Source organism: Fibrella aquatilis, from assembly GCF_017353255.1.
GTDB classification, from domain to species: domain Bacteria; phylum Bacteroidota; class Bacteroidia; order Cytophagales; family Spirosomataceae; genus Fibrella; species Fibrella aquatilis.
In genome coordinates, this window is the sequence record NZ_JAFMYU010000004.1 from 36,482 (window position 1) to 59,307 (window position 22,826).

21 protein-coding genes are annotated in these 22,826 nt (G+C 55.3%); 14 read left to right on the forward strand and 7 right to left on the reverse strand.

Features of this window, described 5'->3' with window-relative positions:
- Positions 1-92: 92 nt before the first annotated feature.
- The 3 genes from J2I48_RS06355 to J2I48_RS06365 all read left to right on the forward strand — a co-directional run bounded on the left by J2I48_RS06355 (position 93) and on the right by J2I48_RS06365 (position 4,700).
- Positions 93-1,988: a sensor histidine kinase gene (locus tag J2I48_RS06355; protein WP_207334575.1), complete on the forward strand. Its 1,896-nt coding sequence runs from the start codon at positions 93-95 to the stop codon at positions 1,986-1,988.
- A gap of 191 nt (positions 1,989-2,179) precedes the next feature.
- Entirely contained in the window at positions 2,180-4,093 is a 1,914-nt protein-coding gene (locus J2I48_RS06360; RefSeq protein WP_207334576.1) for a sensor histidine kinase, read from the forward strand.
- On the forward strand, positions 4,056-4,700 hold the full coding sequence (locus J2I48_RS06365) for a response regulator (RefSeq protein ID WP_207334577.1): 645 nt from the start codon (positions 4,056-4,058) through the stop codon (positions 4,698-4,700). The genes J2I48_RS06360 and J2I48_RS06365 overlap by 38 nt, the downstream gene beginning before the upstream one ends.
- Positions 4,701-4,797: 97 nt before the next feature.
- Here the strand turns inward: J2I48_RS06365 and J2I48_RS06370 are convergent, their stop codons facing one another.
- The gene (locus J2I48_RS06370) at positions 4,798-6,330 is read right to left on the reverse strand and encodes a P-loop NTPase family protein (RefSeq protein WP_207334578.1); all 1,533 of its coding nucleotides are present in this window, start codon (positions 6,328-6,330) and stop codon (positions 4,798-4,800) included.
- A 273-nt stretch (positions 6,331-6,603) separates the two neighbouring features.
- Between J2I48_RS06370 and J2I48_RS06375 the strand changes: the two genes are divergently transcribed.
- On the forward strand, positions 6,604-8,616 hold the full coding sequence (locus tag J2I48_RS06375; protein WP_207334579.1) for an IPT/TIG domain-containing protein: 2,013 nt from the start codon (positions 6,604-6,606) through the stop codon (positions 8,614-8,616).
- Position 8,617: 1 nt separating this feature from the next.
- Here J2I48_RS06375 and J2I48_RS06380 read toward each other — a convergent pair whose 3' ends face one another.
- Complete coding sequence (locus J2I48_RS06380; protein WP_207334580.1) at positions 8,618-10,024, reverse strand: vanadium-dependent haloperoxidase; 1,407 nt, start codon at positions 10,022-10,024, stop codon at positions 8,618-8,620.
- A gap of 164 nt (positions 10,025-10,188) precedes the next feature.
- Between J2I48_RS06380 and J2I48_RS06385 the strand changes: the two genes are divergently transcribed.
- The 3 genes from J2I48_RS06385 to J2I48_RS06395 all read left to right on the forward strand — a co-directional run bounded on the left by J2I48_RS06385 (position 10,189) and on the right by J2I48_RS06395 (position 13,036).
- Complete coding sequence (locus tag J2I48_RS06385; protein ID WP_207334581.1) at positions 10,189-11,133, forward strand: alpha/beta hydrolase; 945 nt, start codon at positions 10,189-10,191, stop codon at positions 11,131-11,133.
- A 104-nt stretch (positions 11,134-11,237) separates the two neighbouring features.
- Positions 11,238-12,014, forward strand: a complete 777-nt coding sequence (locus J2I48_RS06390) for a type III pantothenate kinase (RefSeq protein WP_207334582.1) — start codon at positions 11,238-11,240, stop codon at positions 12,012-12,014.
- A 317-nt stretch (positions 12,015-12,331) separates the two neighbouring features.
- Complete coding sequence (locus J2I48_RS06395; protein ID WP_207334583.1) at positions 12,332-13,036, forward strand: hypothetical protein; 705 nt, start codon at positions 12,332-12,334, stop codon at positions 13,034-13,036.
- A gap of 21 nt (positions 13,037-13,057) precedes the next feature.
- On the opposite strand, the gene J2I48_RS06400 is transcribed toward J2I48_RS06395, so the two are convergent.
- Both J2I48_RS06400 and J2I48_RS06405 read right to left on the reverse strand, forming a co-directional pair.
- Positions 13,058-13,249, reverse strand: coding sequence for a type II toxin-antitoxin system antitoxin (locus tag J2I48_RS06400; protein WP_207334584.1), 192 nt, complete (start codon positions 13,247-13,249; stop codon positions 13,058-13,060).
- 48 nt (positions 13,250-13,297) lie between these two features.
- Positions 13,298-14,161 (reverse strand): SPFH domain-containing protein, encoded by an 864-nt coding sequence (locus J2I48_RS06405; RefSeq protein ID WP_207334585.1) that lies wholly within the window; start codon positions 14,159-14,161, stop codon positions 13,298-13,300.
- A gap of 400 nt (positions 14,162-14,561) precedes the next feature.
- On the opposite strand from J2I48_RS06405, the gene lysS reads away from it, so the two are divergent.
- Positions 14,562-16,349 carry a lysine--tRNA ligase gene (gene lysS / locus J2I48_RS06410; protein ID WP_229375857.1) on the forward strand — a complete coding sequence of 596 codons (1,788 nt, stop codon included), beginning with the start codon at positions 14,562-14,564 and terminating at the stop codon, positions 16,347-16,349.
- 166 nt (positions 16,350-16,515) lie between these two features.
- On the opposite strand, the gene J2I48_RS06415 is transcribed toward lysS, so the two are convergent.
- On the reverse strand, positions 16,516-16,713 hold the full coding sequence (locus tag J2I48_RS06415) for a cold-shock protein (protein ID WP_207334586.1): 198 nt from the start codon (positions 16,711-16,713) through the stop codon (positions 16,516-16,518).
- Between the two features lie 333 nt (positions 16,714-17,046).
- Here J2I48_RS06415 and J2I48_RS06420 point away from each other — a divergent pair, with 333 nt between their 5' ends.
- Positions 17,047-17,280, forward strand: coding sequence for a PspC domain-containing protein (locus J2I48_RS06420; protein ID WP_229375859.1), 234 nt, complete (start codon positions 17,047-17,049; stop codon positions 17,278-17,280).
- 147 nt (positions 17,281-17,427) lie between these two features.
- Here J2I48_RS06420 and J2I48_RS06425 read toward each other — a convergent pair whose 3' ends face one another.
- Complete coding sequence (locus tag J2I48_RS06425) at positions 17,428-17,940, reverse strand: DUF2480 family protein (RefSeq protein WP_207334587.1); 513 nt, start codon at positions 17,938-17,940, stop codon at positions 17,428-17,430.
- A 294-nt stretch (positions 17,941-18,234) separates the two neighbouring features.
- Here J2I48_RS06425 and J2I48_RS06430 point away from each other — a divergent pair, with 294 nt between their 5' ends.
- The 5 genes from J2I48_RS06430 (at position 18,235) to J2I48_RS06450 (ending at position 22,332) form a co-directional block, all read left to right on the forward strand.
- Positions 18,235-19,962 (forward strand): GMC oxidoreductase, encoded by a 1,728-nt coding sequence (locus J2I48_RS06430; RefSeq protein WP_207334588.1) that lies wholly within the window; start codon positions 18,235-18,237, stop codon positions 19,960-19,962.
- Positions 19,959-20,549, forward strand: a complete 591-nt coding sequence (locus J2I48_RS06435; RefSeq protein WP_207334589.1) for a gluconate 2-dehydrogenase subunit 3 family protein — start codon at positions 19,959-19,961, stop codon at positions 20,547-20,549. The genes J2I48_RS06430 and J2I48_RS06435 overlap by 4 nt, the downstream gene beginning before the upstream one ends.
- On the forward strand, positions 20,533-21,456 hold the full coding sequence (locus J2I48_RS06440) for a helix-turn-helix domain-containing protein (protein ID WP_229375861.1): 924 nt from the start codon (positions 20,533-20,535) through the stop codon (positions 21,454-21,456). Before J2I48_RS06435 ends, J2I48_RS06440 begins: the two co-directional genes overlap by 17 nt.
- A gap of 75 nt (positions 21,457-21,531) precedes the next feature.
- Positions 21,532-22,002 carry a hypothetical protein gene (locus J2I48_RS06445; protein WP_207334590.1) on the forward strand — a complete coding sequence of 157 codons (471 nt, stop codon included), beginning with the start codon at positions 21,532-21,534 and terminating at the stop codon, positions 22,000-22,002.
- A 9-nt stretch (positions 22,003-22,011) separates the two neighbouring features.
- Positions 22,012-22,332: a DUF3817 domain-containing protein gene (locus tag J2I48_RS06450; protein ID WP_207334591.1), complete on the forward strand. Its 321-nt coding sequence runs from the start codon at positions 22,012-22,014 to the stop codon at positions 22,330-22,332.
- A gap of 183 nt (positions 22,333-22,515) precedes the next feature.
- On the opposite strand, the gene J2I48_RS06455 is transcribed toward J2I48_RS06450, so the two are convergent.
- The gene (locus tag J2I48_RS06455; protein WP_207334592.1) at positions 22,516-22,791 is read right to left on the reverse strand and encodes a hypothetical protein; all 276 of its coding nucleotides are present in this window, start codon (positions 22,789-22,791) and stop codon (positions 22,516-22,518) included.
- Between the last annotated feature and the right edge of the window lie 35 nt (positions 22,792-22,826).

A 22,826-nucleotide genomic window follows, 5' to 3' on the forward strand; every position in this document is an offset into this window, starting at 1 on the left:
CATAGCTACCCTCGTTGGCAATACCGTGAAAGGGGTATTTTGCGTGAGTATGCAATGGCTTTACCTTCGCCGGGTACTCAGCCCTGTCGCCTATGCGAACCTACCTGACGATTGGCCTTCTCTGCGTTACCTCGCTGGCTGGGTGGGCGCAACCCATCGGTCCGATCCGGCTAAGTAACGAACCGGCGTGGCCGCTCAGTCAGCGGGCATACCTTTACAAAACACCCAACCCACTCACGCCCGCCCAGTTCTTTGCGGTAGCACCCACATGCGGGTCAGCCGTTATCAGCAGCGAGCATATCAATTTAGGATTGGAACCCAACGACGTCTGGCTGTATTTCCGCCTCCGAAACGATGGCACCGCCCGAACTGTGCTGTTCACCCTTGATCGCATCGACATCCACCAGGTGCATTGCTTTCGGCGACGGGGGGCACGTATTGACACCCTCGCGCTCACGGGCGATGCCAGGCCATTCAACAGCCGACCGGTACAACTCAACTACTTCGCCATCCCGATACCAATGCTTGCCCATGAAGAGGCCGAGATCGGGGTGCTTCTGGAGAAGCATAATGAGTTTATTTCAGGCAATATAAAGCTACTTTCAGCAGCTCAATTCCTCCAACAAGTACGTTCCGACTCGGCCCTAATTGCGGGTTTTCTGGGTGTAGCGGGCTTTTTGTTTGTTTTCAATCTCTTCCTGTGGTACTCCCTCCGTGACCGCGTACACCTATTTTTCATGGCCCACCAAATCGGAATAGTGCTGTACGTGTTGAGCAGCGTCGGTTATGGTTACGAGTTTATATGGCCCAACTACCCCTACAGTAATTCACTGATTATGACCATGCTGTCGGGGGTTTGGGCGGCTACGGACCTGTTTCTGCTGAAACGATTTCTAAACCTGACCCCCGCCACAAGCCGCTTCGCCAAAACCACCGACGGGCTGGCATGGTTTATTCTGCTGATTTCGCTTATAGGCTGCTCGCTGGCACTGCACCGGCCCGAAACCCTGCCGTTGCCAATTCTGAACCTTGGCCTGGTACTACTCATGGGATGGCTTGTGGCCAATGCGGCATTGCTCGTCGCTATTTTCATTGAACAAATCAGGTTGCGTAATCAGGCTGCTTACGTTTACGCCGCCGCCCTAAGCTTTCTGCTGGTGGGTAGTGTGATCTATGTGCTCACGATGCTCAATCTGATGAATGCGGGCCACTTCACCATCATCTGGCTAATACCCGGTTTTCTGTGGGAAGAAATCATCATCGCCTTTGGCCTCACAGTGCGCTATAACCGTTTTAGGCAGCAGAATTTTAATCTGCAACTGTCACTGGCTGAAACACGCCAATCGGCTACCCAACAGATACTGCTTGCCCAGGAAACCGAACGGCAACGCCTGGCCGCCGACCTCCACGATGACCTCGGCGGTACGCTTGCCACCATCCGCCAACGCCTCTCGGCCATTCGGCATGACCTCAGCGACCCACAAGCTACCAGGCAACTCGATGCGCTCGAGCCGCTGATCCAGAAAAGCGGTCACGACCTGCGGCGAATTGCCCACAACCTCATGCCGCCCGATTTTGGCCGGTTAGGCCTTCTGGCTGCGCTGGAGCAGTTAGTCAACAACCAGCCCGCCCAGCCAACCCGCTTCGCCTTCATCGTGGCCGGGCAGGTACGTTCATTACCCACCGAGCTAGAGTTGAATGCCTACCGAATCGTGTCAGAACTGGTGCAGAACATTCACAAGCACGCGCAGGCAGAACGTGCTGCGGTGCAGTTGCTCTATCAGGCCGATTCAGTGATCATTACCGTGGAGGATGATGGGCTGGGTAACCGTTTTGTAGAAAAGACAAGCGGCTCAGCTGGTATAGGCCTCAAGACCAGCTACTTACGAGCCGATTACATCGGTGCAACGCTGCGGCGTGAAGCGAGTGAGGCAGGTACGTTGGTCATTCTGGATATTCCCTATCCGATAGCAACGAATACTGTTTAGACCTCAACCTCTACTCAGTCAGCAACTTACTCTCCACGAGTTGCCCGGCGGCGGCGGGCCTTATGACTAGGCTGTAATCATCTGCTTTTACGTCCAGCACTTTTCCTACCATACCGTCTTCGGGGTATTTTTTATCGTCGGCTCACTGCCTTACTTTGTCAGTAACCTCCACACGCAATGGTACGTCGACAATGAAATCGGGCTGGCTTCTCTGTTGGTTACTGCCGCTCGCGCTGACCGGCATGGCGCAAACCGTGCTGCCATTACCGGCTGACTTTGAGCAGGTTACCATTGAGAAACCCTTTCTTTACCAGCTTGTTCAACCACCAGCCCGGCTAGGTGCGGCTGGTGAGCTGCCTGCTGATCTGGCCTACTGGCAGTCGGTAGGCAGTATTAATTACGGGCGGGGTTCGGCAACGGGCTGGGCGCGGTTTTCGGTACGCTCTGAGCAGGACCGCACCTATTGGCTGGAGTTGACTACCCATTTCATGGACTCGGTAGCAGTATGGGTACAGTCGGAACGGGGGCCGCTGCAACGGGTAGGCGGACCAGCTATGCACCGCGATCAGGCCACGCCACTGGCCCCCGTCAACCACCACTATTTTCTGTATGCCCTGCCCCTGCCCGCTCACCAGACCACCACCGTCTGGGTGCGGGGTTGGGTTATTCCCGGCGATGCCCTAAAGTTTGGCGTACGGCTCTACACGCCCAACCGATTTCTGGCCCAGCAACAGCGCGACCTTTGGGGGTGGGCCATGTACGTGGGCGTGGTGCTGGCCATTTTGGGGGGCGTTGTTATTGCGTTTGTATTCTCACAGCGCACCATCTACCTGCTCTACGCAGCCTATGTCGTCTGCCTGTCGGCCTATGCGCTACTCAACGACGGTTGGGGGGCCTTCCTGCCCAACTCACTGGCCTGGTTCGACCAGATCACCACCATCGTGCATTGGCTCAACCTGGGCTTTGGGGCCTTCGTCATGTTCAGCAGGCGGTTTCTGGTCGTATCGGTTGGCACCCGAAAAAGTCTCATTTTTCGTTGGCCCGAAGGGTTACCGATGGTTGTTATCTGCGGGCTTATTTTTTGGGTAGAACAAGCACACCGTTCTGACAATGAGTTACTTGCCCGAACGCTTTACGTAGTCGGCTTTGTCTGTTTTGGGGGGTATGCCTACATCTGGTACCGGTACCTGGCCGATGCTTTTAGCCGCCAGTCGAAGCTGGTTTGGCTGCTGATCGGGGCGGTATCGGCCGTGCTGGGGTTCTTTGCCATTAACGCCGTGCTCATCAATTTCGGCCTTATCCAGAACCCTCTGCCCGACATGGTGTCTCTGCGTATTGCGTTGCTGGTAGAATTTGGCATCCTGTCGGCGGGCTGGCTCTACCGCCGCAAACTAATGCAACAGGCCCGTCAACAACTCGAAATCCAGAACCACCAGTTGCAGTTGGACGTGATACAGACGCAGGAAGCCGAACGCCAGCGCATTGCTGCCGACCTCCACGACGACCTGGGCGGTACGCTGGCTACCCTCCGCCGCCGCCTGACCGACATCAGTCAGCGCACCACCGACACCAATACCCAACGGGCTTTTGCCGACGCCGAACCACTGATCCAGAAAAGCAGTGACGACCTGCGCCGCATTTCACATAACCTGATGCCGCCCGAATTTGCCCGCCTGGGGCTGGCTCCAGCCTTGGCTCAACTCGTGCGACAACAACCGCCACAGCCTACGCAGTTCAGCTTTGTGCTGTCGGGACAGGAAACCAGGTTGCCGCTTGACCTGGAACTAAATGCATATCGCATCGTATCAGAGCTAATTCAAAACATCCACAAACATGCTCAGGCTCAACGTGCTGCCGTGCAGGTGCTGTATCAGGCCGATAAAGTAACCATTACCGTAGAAGATGATGGACTAGGCAACCGCTCAGTGACTAAACCCACCCACTCTACAGGTATTGGGCTGAAAAATAGTAGTTTACGAGCGGAATATATCGGCGCAACATTGTGGCGCGACGTGAGTGAAGCGGGTACGCTGGTCGTGCTGGATATTCCTTATCCATCACCGCTCTATGCTGCCCGAACCAGTCTCCCGAATTCTCCTAATTGATGACCATCGGCTCTTCAACGACGCCCTGAAAAGCCTGCTCAACGAACAGCCCGACCTAACCATCTGCGGGCAGGTATTTAAAGCAAGCGACGCCATTCATGCCGTTCATCGCAGCAGTCCACACCTGATTTTGATGGACATCAACCTTCAGGGTTCCAATGGCATTGACCTCGGCAAAGCTATCGTGAGCGACTATCCGACGGTTCGAATCATTATGCTGACGATGTATAACCAGCCTAAGCTGCTGGACGAAACCCGCCGCGCCGGGCTGCACGGGTATTTGCTCAAAGACGCGGGCACTACCGAACTGCTCCGGGCCATCAGAGACGTGCTGGGTGGCACTACCTCCTTCGACACCAGCGTATCCAGTTCACCAACCCCCACCGATGACCCCTTCGGCGACCGGTTTGCCAGCCGCCTGAACCTTACGTTCCGCGAAGTAGAGATCATTGCCCTAATCCGGGAGGGCCTCAGCAACGAACAAATCGCCGACCGCATCCACCTCAGCCCCGAAACGGTGAAGACCCACCGAAAAAATATTCACTTCAAACTCGGCATCAGCAAGGTAACCGAGCTAGTGCAGTTTGCGATTAAGAATGGGATATAGCGATCAAACGTTAGACGATGGATATTGGACGTTGGATCTGTCAGTCCAGCAACGGGCTGATCTGTCCACAATCCAACGTCCAATATCCATCGTCTAATTAGTACCGATCATCATCGTCCTCGTCATCTTCCTCACCAAAGTGCTTGGTGGGGTCGAACATCGAACCGACGAGGTCTTTGAATTGCAGGCCGGTATCGAGGGCTTTTTTGCCAACCAGCGAATATTCGGCGATGCCGTGGAGGGCAAATTCCATCATAAACACGCGCTCCTGTTTACTGAGGCGCGGGTGAAACTGATCCACAAGATCATCCAGCCCGTCGATAGTGCGGAGGCGGCTTTCGTAGTCGCGGTTAGGCAGGTCGTTCAGGATATCCATCGTGTTGCCGTCGCCAAACCAGTCGGTGATTTTTTTGTAGGGATTGCCACGCTTGTCTTTCTTGGCTTTCTCCGGGTTGGGGAAGAAGTTCAGAAACTGCGTACGGATGGCCTTGCCAATCAGGTTTTGAGCCACAATAACGGGGCCTTCCACTTCGCCTTCGTACACCAACTCTACCTTACCACAAATGGCCGGCACCACGCCATAGAGGTCGGCAATGCGGACGTAGGTCTCTTTTTCGCTGTTGAGCAAGGTACGGCGCTCCGCCGACGATAGCAGGTTTTCAAAGGCCGAAATGGTCATCCGGGCCGACACGCCACTTTTGGCATCGACGTATTCGCTCTCGCGGGCTTCCACGGCAATCTGCTCGATCAGGTCGGCCACGAGATCATTGGTTTTCACCAGGCCCTTCTGCTCGGTTTTCACCACGGCTTCCTGCTCGGTAATCTTCCGCCCCGTGGCAATGCTCTTGGGGTAGTGAGTCACAATCTGGCTGTCGATCCGGTCTTTCAACGGCGTTACAATGCTACCCCGGTTCGTATAGTCTTCAGGGTTAGCCGTAAATACAAACTGAATGTCGAGCGGCAGACGCAGTTTGAATCCCCGAATCTGGATATCACCTTCCTGCAAAATATTGAACAGCGACACCTGAATCCGGGCCTGCAAGTCGGGCAGTTCGTTGATCACGAAAATGCACCGGTGCGACCGGGGAATGAGGCCGAAGTGAATCGTGCGCTCGTCGGAATAAGGCAGCTTCAGCGTGGCCGCTTTGATGGGGTCCACGTCGCCCACGAGGTCAGCCACCGATACGTCGGGTGTGGCCAATTTTTCGGTGTAGCGGTCGTTGCGGTGCATCCACGAAACGGGCGTGGCATCGCCGTGCTGCGCTATGAGATCCAAGGCAAACCGCGACAGGGGCTGCATAGGATCATCATTCAGTTCGGACCCCGCCACTACCGGGATGTATTCATCTAACAGGTTGACCATCAGGCGGGCAATGCGGGTTTTGGCTTGTCCGCGCAGGCCTAGCAGGTTGATGTGGTGCATGGACAAAATGGCCCGCTCCACATCGGGAATAACCGTTTCTTCGTAACCCCAGATGCCCGGAAATACTGCTTCTTTCGCCTTGATCTTCTGGATCAGATTCTCGCGTAGTTCCTGTTTAATAGCCCTGGGCTGATACCCGGCTGCTTTCAGCTCGCCAAGGGTGTGTATCGCCAATAATTCCTTTGCTTTCAGGTTGTGGTAACTCATGTATGAGAGATTTACGATGTACGACTTACGATGTACGATTTATTGCTGAAGCTGACAGGCCACAGCCAGGGTGCTCCTGCGTCAGCAATAAATCGTACATCGTAAGTCGTACATCGTAAATCAGAACAGCCTTTTCCGGCAAATGGTTTGGGGGCAGGGCTGGGGGCGAGACATTTGGCCTGCCCACCTAAATGGGCTAAATTTGACTACGCTTATCATGTTCTGATGTTGATGAAAAACGGGTTACCTGTCCTCTTTTGGAGTTTTATTCTTGTGTGCATAGCCTGGGGCTGTAAGGTAGAACAGTACCCGCCCGAACTCTGGAGCGTATCGCCGAACCGGTTTGAAATCGGGCGGACAGTGGAAGTAAAGGGAGCCCAGTTTGGCGACTCGCCCCGCGTCACGTTCGGTCAGGCCGAGACCGCCGTGCAGGCCGTCGTTCAGTCGAAAACAGAGCAGTCGCTGGTCGTGATTGTGCCCCGTATGACTACCGGCCCCACCCAGATTCAGGTAGCCAACAGTCAGGGCATGACCCCGCCACTGTCGTTTACGGTACTGCAACCTCAACCCGCGCTGGGCAGTGTTTTGCCTGCAAACGCCCCCCCCGGTGCTATCATCCGCATTTTAGGCGAGAACTTGAATCTGCTTCAAAGCCTGAAATTCGATACTACCCGCGTTACTTCTTTTACGGTGGTGTCGCCCAACGAGCTACAGGTTGTTATTCCGCCGAAGCTGAATCGCGGGCAGTCGACAATCCTGGTCGTGACCGAAGGGGGGCAGTTTCGCTTCCCTTATCTGGTGGCGGGAACGCCCGAAATTACTGGCTTCACTCCCAAACGCAGCCGCGCCGGGCAGGAGATCACCATCACGGGCCGCTACTTTACCGATGGCACCGTGCGCATTAACCGGGGCCTGGTAGACCCCGCCACCATCCGCATCACCGACACCGAAATTAAAGGCATCATCCCTAAGGAAGCCACCACGGGGCGAATCACCGTCACCACCTTCGATAGGCTCATTGGCACCAGCGCTGACAGCATTTACATTGCCGGACAACCAGTGATCACGTCGGGCGGACTGGCACAAACGGAAGGCATTGTTGGCGACAAATTCCTGATCACGGGCTTCGGCTTCACCGATGTCACGAGCGTGAGCTTCGGCCCCACCACTGCCGTCTTTCGCCTTGTCAGCGACAGCCAAATTGAGGTGACGGTACCGGCCCGCACCCAACCCGGCGAGGTAGCCATTACGCTCAGCGGCCTGGGTGGGTCGGTGAGCAGCACCCAGCCGTTTCTGTACATTCTGCCACCGGCCAACCTGACGTTTTCGCCCCTGCGCCGGGGCAAAACCAAGCTGGTGTCAGTGACGGGTCAGAATCTCACGCGCATCACGCAGGTGACGCTCAATGGTAAGCCCGTAGGCATCCACACCCGTACCGAAGGCACTGACCTTCAATTCTTTGTACCAACGGATGCCACCACCGGCCCCATTGCCGTTACCAACCGCGCAGGCACGACCACCTCAGCCCGGTCACTCACGGTGGTGTTGCCCCCCGTCCTCACCGACTACCCCCGACGGGCGGCCGTGGGGCGGCGGATGGTGCTCAAGGGCCAGAATCTGAAAGACGGCGTAGTGCAGTTTGCCGGTGCCGCCAACCCTGCCGTCAACGATGGCCGCAACGACGATACCGAACTGTGGGTGATTGTGCCCAACGATGCGCAGGCGGGCCAGTTTACCGTCACCACCGACGCGCCCGAAGTGTTTCCGTCGGAGTTGTTCACGCCCATCAGGCCCGTGACAAACATTGCCTTTACGCCTGCTGCGGGTAAAGCGGGGGCCGAAATTATCGTGACCGGGCAGGTTATCGACGACGTGACCGATATTCGGTTTGGGGGCGGGGCTTCTTTGCCGGCATCGTTCCGGCGAGAGGCTACTTCGCTGCGCGTAATTGTGCCTGCCAACGCCGTAGATGGCACTATTTGTCTTACCAACCCCGGCGGGCTGGCCTGTTCGGTAGCCAAATTCGATGTGTATCAGCTGGTGAGCGGGCTGTCGTTTTCGCCCAAAACGGGTAAAGCAGGGGCCGAAATCACGTTCACCGGTCAGAACCTGTCTGACGTGACGGAGGTACGTTTCGGCGCGGGCAATTCATCACTGGCCCCCTTCCGCTTGGTGGGCAACACACTCATTGTCACCCTCCCCGCCGATGCCACCACCGGCACCGTCTGCCTCACCACCCCCGCCGGTACCATCTGCACGCTGGAGACGTTTGGGGTGGTAAATTAGTTTACTGCACCACCTTCCACCGCAACGCGTTGATGTTCTGGCCAATGAGGCGGCCTTCTTTTAGGCCGGCTTCGTTGTCCTGACGGGTGTGGATACCGCCCAGAATGCGAGACCAGCCCGATTCTTCAGCAGCTTCCCAAAACGACTTGTAGGTACGAGATTTGAAATCAACATTACGCTTGGCATCGCGCACCCGCCCCAAGTGCGAATCGTCGGTGAAGGCGAACGCAGAACCGTACATATCGGTGAGCACAATGGCCGTGGCAGCCGACTGCGTGGAGTGGCCCGACGAGAAGCCCGGAAACGGTGGCGCAGGCCAGAATGGCACCCAGTTGGGGTCGATAGCGCGACGGACGAAGGTGTAGGGGCGCTCGTTATTGTAGGTGAATTTGCACTTCCAGCAGGCCACAAAGGCATCGGAAACGGCAATGCCCACGCGGGCAAAGGTCTCGGCGGCTTTGGCCAAGTTGGCTTTGTCGGCCTGAACGGCAATGCGGGCCAGGTTATACGAGTGGCCGGGGGGCGTGAAGGTCTCGCTCGGGTCGTCGGCCCACCAAACGGCAATCTCTTTTTCTTCCTGCGACAGGCTTGTGTTTTTGGCATATACCTCCAGGTACTGCGCAAAATAGCTCGACGTGGTCTGGGTAGACATAGGCAGCGGCGCGGGCATGGGCAGGGTTTGGGTGCTGCTCAGGAACGTCCGGTTTTTGCCCCAATAGGGCTGCATGGGTATTTTACGACCATTTTCGGTCGTTTGCCAAGCCCCCGGATCGGTAGGCACTACGTAGTCGGTGGGGAAATTGCGGTTATAACCTTCATGTCCGCCGTCTGTTTTCGACCAGTCAAAAACAGCTGCCCCGACGGCTTTTCCGTAGGCCAACGAACGGGTATCCTGCTCGGCGTCGGTACTCTTGAACTGGTTGGTGTAGAGCGTCTCCAGCGAATCAATCTTCTTTTTGTAAGTGGCGCTTGTGTTGGCAAATAGCCCGCGCAGCACCTCGGCCTGGGCGGCGTTGGCGCTGAGCGCCCAGTTGTAAGTCTTACTAGCCTCGGTAACGGGCAAGCTGGTGAGGCCCTGCACCTGCCGCAACAGCGACTGGTTGGCGGGCATACCCGCCACCACGGCTTCATACATGGCAATGCCCGCGTAACCAAACGTACGCGAAGCTACGGGGGGCGTGAAGCCGGGACTGTTACGAATCAGCTTCAGGTGCATGTCGGTCCAGCCAAGCAGCACCTGACTGCTGTAACTGGTAGCGTTGTTTACCTGTGGGGCCACCGGCGTGGTGACGTCGCTGGGGCGACAGGCCTGAAGCAGGACGACTGCCAACAGCACAGGCAGGGCGCGTTTTCGGAAGGTAACTGCCTGATTAACGGGCCGAAAGAACGAGGATAGTTGTTGCGTCATAAAAAGAGTATTGCCAGCTACCTGTGGCCGGCGTCACTCAATTTTTAGCAAAAACGAGGCCAAAAAATTGACTGCTCCGGCGGGCTCATCACCACTCACAGCACCAGATTAGGTCGAAAAGGCCTTAATTCGCGCTCTCCGTTACCATAACTCAATTCCTCACAATGCTACGTTGCTTGTTTATATGCCTGCTGGCGGGCTACAGCCTTACCGGAATGGCCCAGTCGCGGCGGCGGCTCAACGCCATGCCCCCTGTCACTACCAGCGCTCCCATGCCCGTAATGACGGCCCCGCAACCTCACCTGCTCGAGGGCATTACCCACAATAGTTCGCTGTTGAACAGGGGAGTACGTTACTCGGTCATTTTGCCGCCCGACTATTACACCTCCAACCGCCGCTATCCGGTGGTTTACCTGCTGCACGGCTATTCGGACGATGAGACGGGCTGGACTCAGTTTGGCGAGGCTGACCGCATCATCGACGAAGGTGTGCGCAAGGGTACCCTGCCCCCCATGATTGTGGTCATGCCCGACGCGGGCGTGACCTGGTACATGAACGATTACCAGAACAAGACCCGCTACGAAGACATGTTCGTGACCGAGTTCATCCCCCACATCGACTCGACCTACCGCACCCGCACCAAACGCGAGTTTCGGGGCATATCGGGCCTGAGCATGGGCGGGCACGGTGCCCTGCTGCTGGCCATGCACCACCCCGATTTATTTGGTAGTTGCGCAGCCCTGAGCGCGGCCGTATTCACCGACAAAGACATCATCAACACGCCCGAAGACCGTTATAACAACGTGTTTAGTTTCCTGTTTAGCGGCCCCGTTACGGGCGAGGCCCGGCTGACGGCGCATTACAAGCGCAACAGCCCCATGATTCTGTCCATGTCGGCACCAGAGAATGACCTGAAAAAAATACGCTGGTACCTCGACTGCGGCGATGACGACTTTCTCTCTGCCGCTAATGCCCAACTGCACATGAACCTGCTGGACCGGAAAATTCCGCACGAGTACCGCGTCCGCGACGGTGCCCACACCTGGTCCTACTGGCGCACCGGCCTCTCCGACGCGCTGAACTTCATAGCAACGAGCTTTCACCGATAAAAAAAAGTGGCAGTGGGCAGTGGCAGTAGGCAGATCTGACGCAAGCGTAATGTGCTGGCGTAAGCTACTGCTTACTGCCACTGCCCACTGCCCACTTCGTTTTCATGGTTCTCACCATCGACATTGGCAATTCAGACATCGTGGTTGGCTACTATGCTAATCAGGCCTGGCAGCATGTGTGGCGCGTTCCCAGCCGGCCAGCCCAGCCACCCGCTTTCTACCAGCGTCAACTGCGCATGTGGCTCCTGGAGGCCGATTTGCCCCTGAGCAGTATCCGACGGGCGGTGATTAGCAGCGTGGTACCGGCGCTCACGGCCAACGTGCGCGAGGCTGTGGGTGAACTGTTCGCGCTCTCGCCCGTGGTAGTGGGACCGAGCGTGTATCCCTACCTGCCCGTGGAAGTAGTACGCCCACAAGAAGTAGGCACCGATCTGGTTGCCAACGCCGTGGCGGCACTAGCCCGCTATAACCGCAACTGTGTGGTGGTCGATTTTGGCACCGCGCTGACGTTCACTACCATATCGGCTACGGGCAAAATGCTGGGTATTGCCATTACGCCTGGTTTGAAAACGGCCATTCGGTCGTTGTTTGCCAATACGGCCCAACTGCCCGAAGTGCCTATTGAAATGCCCCCGTCGGCGCTGGGGACAAATACCGTGCTGGCCATTCAGGCCGGGGTGGTTATGGGCTACGAAAGCCTGGTGCGCGGCATGATAGCCCGTATCCGCGCCGAACTCAACGGCGACTGCATTGCCGTGGCCACGGGCGGCCTGGCGCAGGCTATTCCCAGCCTGCATACTGAGTTTGTCGATGTGCTACCCTCATTAACCCTCGACGGCATCCGGCTCATTGGCGAGTACGTTCCCGCTGAGCTAAATTGACGCTGAGGAAATGGCACCTTACTACTGATCTACCACATCGTAGAATGGTTTCTACAACAAGCTGACAAGCAAGTGTTTATCTAAAATTATTATACGGATTAGTGATGAATAATTTAATGAATCAGAAACGGGTTTTCTGGTATATCAAACCCGATTTTATCTAATTCCGGACGTGAGTTTCCTGCATTTATTTATTCAATAACCCGCCTGGTTGTTTCAGCTTTTCAACTGGCACGACTTTATCATGTGTGTTGACGTGAACCTGATACAATGCTGTTTGAAGCAGCATCAGTATATGGTATAAACGCTCAACTATCATGAAAAATAGTCTCCTCATACTCCTGATCTGGAGCCTGTCGGTGTCTGGCACACTGGCGCATAACGACACCTGGAATACAGGGCATGCAACACTGCCTGACGGACAGCGGGTAGAAGGGCAACTCAACTATAACTGGAAGGCCGAAGTGCTTCAGGTAAAACTGGCCGATGGCACCGTGAGGGCTTTCTCGGCGGGACGTATCAGCTCGTTTACCTATTTTGATAATGAGCAGGACTTGTTGCGCAAATTTTGCTCAATCGGTTTTGCAGGTCCTGACGACACGCAACGCTTTGTTTTCATGGAAGAGTGCACCACTGGCAAGCTATCTGTATACCGTCGGTTGCGGCACTCGCACGAGCTTATCAAGATAGCCCGCCCGTCGATGTTTGGCACTGACCGGGAAATGACCAAAGACTACGACAATTTTGACTACATTGTACTTGACGACAATCAGGTGACTGACCTTCAACAATTTGGTACACACCTTTGGCCTCAGATGCATGACGAGTTCAGCAAGCCGCTCACCGAATACATGAAGGTCCGCCAGTTAGACATTACCTCAACGGTGGCTAAGTTGATGCTCATCAACCAATATAACTATTTAAAAATCAAGGCGGAGCGAGACGTAGTGGCAGATCAGGAGCAGGCCGTTCCCACTGAACAAGCAGAACCCGCGTCAGCCATTAACAGCGCACAGGACTAGCCCGTCACAACAAGCTAAGCCTCAGCAACCGGGGGCGTCCGGCTTGGTATCTTTAGCGTCTTTGGGCGTACTCTTTCTACGCCTGCGTAGCGCCTCAGCCAACAGGTATTCGATCTGCCCGTTCACGCTCCTAAACTCGGCCTGCGCCCAGCGTTCCAGTTCAGCCAGCGTTTCGGGGCTAATCCGCAGTAGGAATCCTTTTTTTTCGGCCATAAGTAAAGAGTGGTAAGTGCTGAGTGGTAAACCACTCAGCACTTACCACTAATAGAGTGAACCCGCATTTACCACTGGGTTGACGTTCTTTTCGCCGCAGAGTACCACCAGCAGGTTACTCACCATAGCGGCTTTGCGTTCTTCGTCGAGGGTCACTACGTTTTTTTCGGCAAGCCGGGCCAGGGCCATTTCTACCATGCCCACGGCCCCATCTACGATTTGCCGACGAGCTGCTACCACCGCCGATGCCTGCTGCCGTTGCAACATAGCCCCCGCAATTTCGGGCGAATAGGCCAGGTGGCTAATCCGGGCTTCAATGATGGTTACCCCCGCCCGCGACAGCCGCTCGTTCAGCTCAACCTCCAGCACGTCGTTGATGTGGCCCGTGTTGTCACGCAGCGTTACGTCGCCATCCTCGGCGTTGTCATAGGCGTGTGAATTGGCTAGATGTCGCACCGCCGCCTCCGACTGAATTTGCACGAACAGCGTGTAATCATCGACGGAAAACAAAGCCCTGGCGGTATCGGCCACCTGCCAGACCACCACCGCAGCAATGTCGATGGGGTTGCCCATTTTGTCGTTCACTTTTAGGGTCTGTCCGTTCAGGTTTCGGGCGCGGAGGCTGATTTTCTTTTTGGTATAAAACGGATTGACCCACCGTAGCCCATTCTGTTTCATCGTGCCGACGTAATCGCCGAAAAAGGTGGTTACGATGGCCTCGTTGGGGTTAATAACCGACAGGCCAATCAACACAATCCAAGCACCAATGAATATAACAAAGGCCAAAACGCCCAACCCAAAGCTGGCTTGTTTTAAGGCGTAGATAAAAAGAGCAGGACCAACAAGTAGTCCAAGTAAGCCAATCAACAGGGCGATGTAGCCCGAAATGGAGGTAAGTGGTTTTTCAGTCATGGTTCAGTTGCGTTATCAAAATGATAGCACAATAGTAGCGCCCTAAACAAACGAACCTGCTGATTTATAGACCAGCGGGTTCGTTTATTGTTGAACGGTATTCAGGAAGTTATTATAGGTGTTTTTGTCATCCCGACGACAGGAGGGATCTACTTTCCTTCAGACAGATTCCGAGTTAAGAAAGTAGATCCCTCCTGTCGTCGGGATGACAAAGACATCCACGACTGGATTACATGATTTAAGTATGAATTACTGAAAGTAAATTAGTTAGATGCATCCGGGTCAGTCGTCTTTATGTCTCGGATTCAGATTCGGCCCGTTTTCGGAAATAGAGGGTAGCTGACGTACTTTTGCACCCTAAATTTTTCGAGAATACTGCCGGGTGGCCGGTACCCTATTGATGTTAAGCGAACAAGAAGTAAACAGACGACATAAGCGCGAAGAACTCATGCGGATGGGCATTGACCCCTACCCCGCCGACCTCTTCGACGTGACCCATACCATTGCCCAGATTCGCGATGCCTTTGCCGATAAGTCGGGGCAGGAAACCCAGGGCGGCTACGAACCCCACCTCGATTTTGCCGGAGATCCCACCTGGGGCACCGTGCGGCTGGCCGGTCGGCTGATGGGCTTCCGCATCATGGGTGCGGCGGCCTTCGCCGAAATGCAGGACAGCACCACCCGGATGCAGTTGTATTTTAAACGCGACGACATTTGCCCCAGCGACGACAAAACGATGTATAACACCGTGTTCAAGAAGCTCCTGGACATCGGCGACATCATTGGCGTGGAGGGCAACGTGTTCACCACCCAAACCGGCGAACTGTCGATCTACGTGCGGTCGTTCAAGGTGCTCACCAAATCGCTGCGGCCCCTGCCTGTGGTGAAGGAGGTGATCAACGAAGCCACCGGCGAGAAAGAAACTTACGATGCCTTCACCGACCCCGAACTGCGTTACCGCCAGCGCTACGTAGACCTGATCGTGAATCCGCAGGTGCGCGAGGTGTTTATCAAACGCAGCAAGCTGGTCAACTCCATTCGCCAATACCTGAGCGGCAAGGGTTACCTGGAAGTAGAGACGCCCATTTTGCAGCCCATTCACGGTGGGGCTACGGCACGGCCATTCCAGACGCACCACAATACGCTGGATATGACGCTCTACCTGCGCATTGCTAACGAACTGTATCTCAAACGGTTGATTGTGGGTGGCTACGACGGTGTGTTCGAATTTGCCAAAGATTTCCGCAACGAAGGCATGGACCGGACGCACAACCCGGAGTTCACGCAGGTGGAGTTTTACGTGGCCTACAAAGACTATAACTGGATGATGGACACCATTGAAGAGATGGTGGAAAAGGTGGCCATCGACGTAGCGGGCACCACTCAAGTGACCGTGGGCGAGAACGTTATTGATTTCAAACGCCCCTGGAAACGCCTCACCATGTTCGAGGCCATTCAAGAATACACCGGCGTGGATGTGTCGGCGATGGACGAAGCCGCGCTGCGCGAAACCGCCGAAAGTCGGGGCATTAAAACCGACCCAAGCATGGGCAAATCGAAGCTGATTGACGAACTGTTTGGTGAAGCCTGTGAGCCAAACATGATCCAGCCCACGTTCATCACCGATTACCCCGTCGAGATGTCGCCGCTAACCAAAAAGCACCGCAGCAAGCCGGGGCTGGTGGAGCGGTTCGAGGCTATCTGTAACGGCAAAGAGATTGCCAATGCCTATTCGGAGTTGAACGACCCCCTCGATCAGCGGGCGCGGTTTGAAGAGCAACTGGAACTAGCCAAACGCGGCGACACCGAAGCCATGGCTATGGACGAAGACTTTTTGCGAGCGCTTGAGTACGGTATGCCTCCCACGGCGGGCGTGGGCCTGGGCATCGACCGGCTGGCTATGATTATGACCAACCAGCCCAGCATTCAGGAGGTGCTTTTCTTCCCCCAAATGCGCCCCGAAAGGAAAGAAGACGTCTCGACCGAAGCCGATTTTGTGGCGGCGGGCGTTCCCGAAGCCTGGGTGCCGGCCCTGCAAAAGCTGGGTTACCTAACCATTGCGCAACTCCACGCCGCCAGTCCCAACAAGCTCTTCAACGACCTCGGCGGCGTGCGCAAGAAGCTGAAAATGACCGACGTACCCATGCCCTCCATTGCCGACGTGCATACCTGGACGGGACACAAGTGAGTTTACAGTTTGGAGTTTAGCGTTTTGAGTTGGCTGACGCAGGAGTACGCGAGCGTCAGCCAACTCAAAACGTTAAACTCCAAACTGTAAACTCAAAACTCTAAACAGCCCTAAAATCAGAAAGCCCACAACCTTGCGATTGTGGGCTTTCTCATTTTAGGGCTGTTTAGTCAATCTTGCGAACCTTGACTGCGTTGAGGCCTTTTTTGCCTTCAACGACTTCAAACTCAACCCGGTCTTTTTCGCGAATGGTTGTACCGTTCAATCCGGTAATGTGAACAAAAATGTCACGGCCATCAGCGTCGTCAACGATAAAGCCGAAGCCTTTGCTTTCGTTGAAGAATTTAACCACACCTGTTTGCATGATAATTGGTAGAAATTAATGGGGTAAAAAATATCAAATTAACGGCTAACAAAGCACGCGAAACAGGTACCAATGCACACGCAAGACGGCGTACCGGGTAAAACGCACTGAACTTTGTAGAAAAAATCGTCAAAAATCCGGTCGGATTAATCACGATGACGAAACACAAACATAAAAAATTAGTTCAAGTGACACGACTAAAGGCCACGGAAAATGCCTAGCTTAGGCAAATCGTCGGCGACCAAATGAGCATACGGTCCTAAGAAAGAGGCCCGCACGTGTTATTTTTGTACTGAATTGGTTCGGCAAACCAACTAATAGACGTAACAGACAATGGATCAGGGAATCAATAAGCTTCGTTACTTCGTTGAGCAGCAGGCCTTCGGTGTCTGTGCCAGGCTGGGTGCGCGGATGAACATTTCCGCCAGCAGTATCCGTCTGTACTTTATCTACACGTCGTGCCTCACCCTCGGCTCACCCGTGGTGCTGTACCTCATCGCGGCCTTCTGGCTCGAAATGCGCACCCACGTCCGCCGCAACGCTAACCCTACGGTTTGGGAGTTTTAGGTTAGAGACAAGAGCTGAGAGGTTAGAGCTAAGAGCCAAGAAATAAGAAGGGGGGCTTCGCCAATAGACGATTACGTCTCTTAGCGAAGCCCCCCTTCTTATTTCTTGGCTCTTAGCTCTAACCTCTCAGCTTTTGGCTCTAACCTCTTAGCTCTTTCTCTTAAATAAAGGAACCGTACTACAAGGCTCGCCAAACAGCAGGCTTTGCACCACAGGGGCAAGTACCCGCGTGATTTCGACGTAGGCCGCCGTGGGGACGGGCACTTTGCTACAGCCTTTTACCACCACTTTTGCCCCGCGGTAGGCCTCCGGGTCGATGGTGGTGATGGCGTCGAAATAAAGTTTCTCGGCCAGGTCGTCCAGTGTTCCGTACACTACGGTATGCGCGTGGGGTTGCAGTTGCAGCGTCAGCAGCATATAGGCCCAAGTGGGGATAATGGCGTCTTCGGTGCAGGTTATAGCCACATTCTTGCCTGCATATTGGCTCCAGTCGTGCTCTTTCAGGAAGGCCCGGAAGTCTTTCTCCTTCAGAATAAGCCCCATAAAGAGGTTGTCTTTCAGATCATACACCACGCGTTCGCCAGTGTGGTAGAAGTCTTCCAGATCAAGTGTGACCAAGCCACTGCTGGCCACCCGGTTAATGATAACGTCTGCTTCCATGCAGGAACAACAGTGAGTTCGAGGTCTAAAGTTTAACGTCCAATGTTCAAAGTTGTTCTTGCTCAGGCGGGCACTACCTCTCCCCCGGCCCCTCCCCTTTGGGAGAGGGGCCGGGGGAGAGGTAGTGCCCGCACCCTGGCCTGTGTCCTCACAGGCCTACGCAGGCGTAAGCAGCGCAAACCATTTGGACGAGTAGGCCTGTGAGGACACAGGCCAGGGTGCGGAACCTTGGACTTTAGACTTTGAACTCAGACCTTGAACCTTGAACTTTAGACCTTGAACCTACCCTACTGTATGGCTAACCTAAATACGACCGTCAACAAAACCCACCGCTACGACGCCATCGTGATTGGCTCGGGCATGAGTGGGGGCTGGGCGGCAAAAGAACTGTGTGAAAAAGGACTGAACACGCTGGTGCTAGAAAAAGGCCGCATGGTCAACCACGTAGAAGACTATCCCACCATGATGAAAGATCATTGGGAGTTCGACCATCGAGGCGGCCTCAGCTACAAAGACCAACAGAAATACCACATCCAGACCCGCAGCGGCTTTGTGGGTGAGGGTACCAAGCACTTTTTCACCGACGACCTGGCCAACCCCTACGAAGAAACCAAACGCTTCGACTGGATTCGGGGCAACCAAACCGGCGGACGGTCGCTGACCTGGGGCAAACACTGCTACCGCTGGAGCGACCTCGACTTTACGGCCAACGCCCGCGAAGGCATCGCCGTTGACTGGCCCATTCGCTACAAAGACATTGCGCCCTGGTATAGCTACGTCGAAAAGTTTGTGGGCATCAGCGGCGAAAAGCTCGGACTCGACCACCTGCCCGATGGTGAGTTTTTACCCCCAATACCCCTCAACTGTCTGGAAACACACTTTAAACAGGCAATGGTGAAGAAATACGGCAACAGTCGGCATGTAACGCCGGGGCGCGTGGCTCACCTTACCGACCCCCAGCCCTGGCACCTGGCGCTGGGCCGGGGGCAGTGCCAAAACCGGAATCGCTGTTCGCGGGGGTGCCCCTACGGTGCCTATTTCAGCAGCAACGCCGCCACGCTGCCCGCCGCCAACAACACCGGCAAGTTTGCCATCAGGCCGCAGTCGGTGGTGCATTCGATCATCTACGACGAGAAGACGAACAGGGCCACGGGCGTGCGGGTGGTCGATGCAGAGACGAAGGAGATGACCGAGTTCTACGCCAACCTGATCTTCTGTTGCGCTTCATCCATGGCCACGACCCAGATTTTGCTGCATTCTACCTCCACGCGGTTTCCTAACGGCATGGGCAACGACAGCGGCGAACTGGGCCACAACATCATGGACCACCACTACCACGTGGGGGCCATGGGCAGCTACGATGGCCTGGAGGACCAATACTACAAAGGCCGCAAACCAGCCGGGCTGTTTATTCCGCGCTATGTAAACCTCGACGAGAAATCGCGGAACCCAAATTTTGTGCGGGGCTACGACTATCAGGGTGCGGGCGCAGGCCGGGGCAACTGGGGCAGCGGCGTGAACACACCCGGCGTGGGATCGGCGTTTAAAGAGTCCTTGTTTAAACCCGGTGGCTGGGGCATGGGCCTGATGGGCTTCGGCGAAGTGCTGCCCAACCACGACAACAAAGTGACCCTGCACCCGGACAAAAAAGACCAGTGGGGCCTGCCCGTGCTGGTTTTCGACGCCGAGTTCAAGCAAAACGAGCTGGCCATGCGCAAGCAGATCATGGCCGACGCCGCCGAGATGCTGGAGGCGTCGGGCTTCCAAAACATCACCACCTTCGACTATTCGGGGGGCATTGGCGTGGGGGTTCACGAGATGGGCACCGCCCGTATGGGCCGCAACCCCAAAACGTCGGTGCTGAACGGCAATAACCAACTCCATAGCATACCCAACGTATTTGTTACCGATGGGGCCTGCATGACCTCGTCGTCGTGCGTGAACCCGTCGATCACCTACATGGCCCTCACCGCCCGCGCCGTCGATTTCGCCACCAAAGCCCTGAACCGCCACGACCTATGAACCGCCGCGAAGCCCTCAAAAATTCAGCCCTGTTTGTGGGCTATGCCGTATCGGCCACGGCCCTGACCGAGACGTTTGTGGCCTGCTCGAAAACGGCCCACCTGAGTTGGAAACCCGTTTTTTTGTCGGAGAATCAAGCCAATACTATTGCCGAAATCACGGAGACGATTCTGCCCAAAACCACCACGCCCGGTGCCAAAGAACTAGGCGTACCCCAGTTTGTCGACAAGATGCTCCACGACCTGCTGTCTAAAGAAGATCAAGCCAATTTCCTGACTGGACTGGAAGCCCTGGAGAATCGTTGCGAGAAAGAAACCGGCAAGGCTTTTGTGGATTGTACACCCGCACAGCGCGAGGTTTTTCTATTAAAAATAGATCAGGAGGCCCCTCCCCTGCCGCCCTCGCTCTGGGGTATTACGCTGAAGCCGTCAGGCCCGCCCGCGTTCTTCCGCCGCCTGAAAAGCCTGACCCTGCTGGGCTACTACACCAGCGAACAGATTGGCAAAAACGTGCTGGCCTACGACCCCGTACCGGGTACTTACGTGCCCTGTATGCCGCTAAATGGCCAGAATGCCTGGAATGAATAAGGCGGCAGACGATACATTTCCGGCCATCAGCCCGGCCATGGCCCGCGAGCGTTTTCTGGTGAAAGATGAGTTGTGGGAAAGCCGGTTTCGGCCTAATTTCAACCAGTTCATTATCGCTTCATTCGAGTTTGCCCGGCCCGTTATTAAGCTGCCCATGCCAGCCGGGCGTACCGGCAACCACGCCGTTTTTTTGCTCACGGGCGGGCAGGTAGAGCTGACCATTGGGCATCAGGCCTACAGCGTTGGTGCTCAGGAACTGGTCGTTATTCCTGCTTTGCAGATATTCTCGCTACATACAATTCGGGAAGATACCACCGGCTTCCTGTGCTTCTTCAGCAACGAAACGCTACGGGGTACCACCAGTGAAGCAAACTTCGATTTTTTGCGCCTGACGAGTCACCCAATAACCGCATTGTCGGACCAGCAGACCAGTTTTTTGGCGCAACTGCTGGCCCGGCTCCTCGTTGAATACACCGAATCGGGTGCCAGCCGAACCGATATCATTCATCCGTATTTACTAGCCCTGCTAGCCGAGATCAACCGGCAGTATGCCAGCCAAACGCCCGCTAAAACCGACGTGGGTGATCGGCTCGTGCAGGGCTTCATGAGCTTACTCAACGAGAACAGTCGGCAGAAAAGTCAGGTGGCAGACTACGCTAACCTACTGAATATTAGCCCTAATCACCTGAACAAGGTCATTAGAGCCAGAACCGGGAAGTCGCCATCTCGCTGGATCGACGAGCGGCGGGTACTGGAAGCCAAGGTACTGCTCTACCAGTCGGCGTTGAGTATTGGGCAGATCGCCGCCGAACTGGGCTTTACTGACCAGACCAGTTTCGGCAAGTTGTTTCGCCGGTATGCACAAGTTAGCCCGTCGGCTTTTCGGAAAATGATTGATGCTGACTAATTTTTGCCGAATTTGACCTAACAATGCGGGTGGGTTGAGCGCGACCTTTGAGGGCACAACATGCTGCTTCACTGTATGCTTTATTCTGTCATTCTGTTGCTTCATAATGCCCTGCGCTGGCTTGTGCTGGGCAGTTTGTTGGGCGTACTCGTCAGTGCCTACTCAGGACTTTTGCGCCGTCGCCCCTACACCCCCACCGACCAGACGTTACGGATTGTGGCTACTTCCATTGCGCACACACAACTGCTGCTGGGCATATACCTGTATACCATTAGCCCCATCATTCGGTATTACTGGCAAACGAAACCCAGTTTTGGCCAGGCCCCTGAACTATCTTTTTTCGCCCTGATTCACCTTAGCCTGATGCTCACGGCCGTGGTGCTACTAACCATCGGATCGAGCAAGGCTAAGCGCCAGACCAGCGCCCCGGACCAGTTTCGAACCACGGCTATTTATTTCACCATCGGTCTCGTGCTAATTCTGGCGGCTATTCCCTGGCCATTTTCACCCCTTGCTGCCCGCCCCTGGGTGCGTTTGCTCAACTAAACACAGCGTATGAATACGTTCATCAACTCCCCAAAAATTCGCCTTCGGGTAGTCGGCATTACCGAAGGCGTGTCGCTTTTAATACTGGTGCTGGTGGGTGTTCCGCTCAAACACATGGCCAATTACCCCAACGTAGTACAACTGATGGGGCCAATTCACGGGCTACTGTTCGTGCTCTATGTGCTGACCATTATTCAGGCTAAAACCGAGTATGACTGGCCGCTGGGCAAAACGCTTTTGGCCATACTGGCTTCGTTTATTCCCGGCGGCACATTCTACGCCGACTACACCATCTTTCGCCACCTGCGCGCCCTACCCGAACAGCCATGACCCACCTTAATTATGACCAGCTACGCGGTTTGTGGCTTCGCGCATCGCGCCCTTCGACAGGCTCAGGGTGACAGGCCAGTAGAGCAATATCAAAGAGTTGAATCAAGGTCGTTGTCACCCTGAGCCTGTCGAAGGGCGCGATGCGCGAAGCCACAAAGCGCCTATCAGGCCCCCGCAATCCGATTAATTAACGACCATACCGGGCACCGACACAGGCCCTGACAACTGGCTAATGAAATTCGGGAAGTAATAAACCCGGAACTGACCGTTGTCGTTGACTACCCACCGCTCGCGGCGGGCAATACGAAACAGCCAACTGGATACATCGGCCTGGGTGGCGCGGTAATCCTGATCACGGAGGTACGCTTTTACATGAAGCGTAGTGGTGCTGCCTTCGGCCAGCATCAGGGTAGTGGCGGCCATCCGTACCGCCTGCCGGGTTAATGATTTGAGTTTCATAGAGCGAAAGAGTGGAAGGGTGAAAGAGCGAAAAG

Bases quoted from the DNA above. Each gene is read 5' to 3' on its own strand.
- J2I48_RS06355 (WP_207334575.1), top strand. From the start codon at position 93: ATGCGAACCTACCTGACGATTGGCCTTCTCTGCGTTACCTCGCTGGCT.
- J2I48_RS06360 (WP_207334576.1), top strand. From the start codon at position 2,180: ATGAAATCGGGCTGGCTTCTCTGTTGGTTACTGCCGCTCGCGCTGACC.
- J2I48_RS06365 (WP_207334577.1), top strand. From the start codon at position 4,056: ATGCTGCCCGAACCAGTCTCCCGAATTCTCCTAATTGATGACCATCGG.
- J2I48_RS06370 (WP_207334578.1), bottom strand. From the start codon at position 6,330: ATGAGTTACCACAACCTGAAAGCAAAGGAATTATTGGCGATACACACC.
- J2I48_RS06380 (WP_207334580.1), bottom strand. From the start codon at position 10,024: ATGACGCAACAACTATCCTCGTTCTTTCGGCCCGTTAATCAGGCAGTT.
- J2I48_RS06385 (WP_207334581.1), top strand. From the start codon at position 10,189: ATGCTACGTTGCTTGTTTATATGCCTGCTGGCGGGCTACAGCCTTACC.
- J2I48_RS06390 (WP_207334582.1), top strand. From the start codon at position 11,238: ATGGTTCTCACCATCGACATTGGCAATTCAGACATCGTGGTTGGCTAC.
- J2I48_RS06395 (WP_207334583.1), top strand. From the start codon at position 12,332: ATGAAAAATAGTCTCCTCATACTCCTGATCTGGAGCCTGTCGGTGTCT.
- J2I48_RS06400 (WP_207334584.1), bottom strand. From the start codon at position 13,249: ATGGCCGAAAAAAAAGGATTCCTACTGCGGATTAGCCCCGAAACGCTG.
- J2I48_RS06405 (WP_207334585.1), bottom strand. From the start codon at position 14,161: ATGACTGAAAAACCACTTACCTCCATTTCGGGCTACATCGCCCTGTTG.
- lysS (WP_229375857.1), top strand. From the start codon at position 14,562: ATGTTAAGCGAACAAGAAGTAAACAGACGACATAAGCGCGAAGAACTC.
- J2I48_RS06415 (WP_207334586.1), bottom strand. From the start codon at position 16,713: ATGCAAACAGGTGTGGTTAAATTCTTCAACGAAAGCAAAGGCTTCGGC.
- J2I48_RS06420 (WP_229375859.1), top strand. From the start codon at position 17,047: ATGGATCAGGGAATCAATAAGCTTCGTTACTTCGTTGAGCAGCAGGCC.
- J2I48_RS06425 (WP_207334587.1), bottom strand. From the start codon at position 17,940: ATGGAAGCAGACGTTATCATTAACCGGGTGGCCAGCAGTGGCTTGGTC.
- J2I48_RS06430 (WP_207334588.1), top strand. From the start codon at position 18,235: ATGGCTAACCTAAATACGACCGTCAACAAAACCCACCGCTACGACGCC.
- J2I48_RS06435 (WP_207334589.1), top strand. From the start codon at position 19,959: ATGAACCGCCGCGAAGCCCTCAAAAATTCAGCCCTGTTTGTGGGCTAT.
- J2I48_RS06440 (WP_229375861.1), top strand. From the start codon at position 20,533: ATGCCTGGAATGAATAAGGCGGCAGACGATACATTTCCGGCCATCAGC.
- J2I48_RS06445 (WP_207334590.1), top strand. From the start codon at position 21,532: ATGCTTTATTCTGTCATTCTGTTGCTTCATAATGCCCTGCGCTGGCTT.
- J2I48_RS06450 (WP_207334591.1), top strand. From the start codon at position 22,012: ATGAATACGTTCATCAACTCCCCAAAAATTCGCCTTCGGGTAGTCGGC.
- J2I48_RS06455 (WP_207334592.1), bottom strand. From the start codon at position 22,791: ATGAAACTCAAATCATTAACCCGGCAGGCGGTACGGATGGCCGCCACT.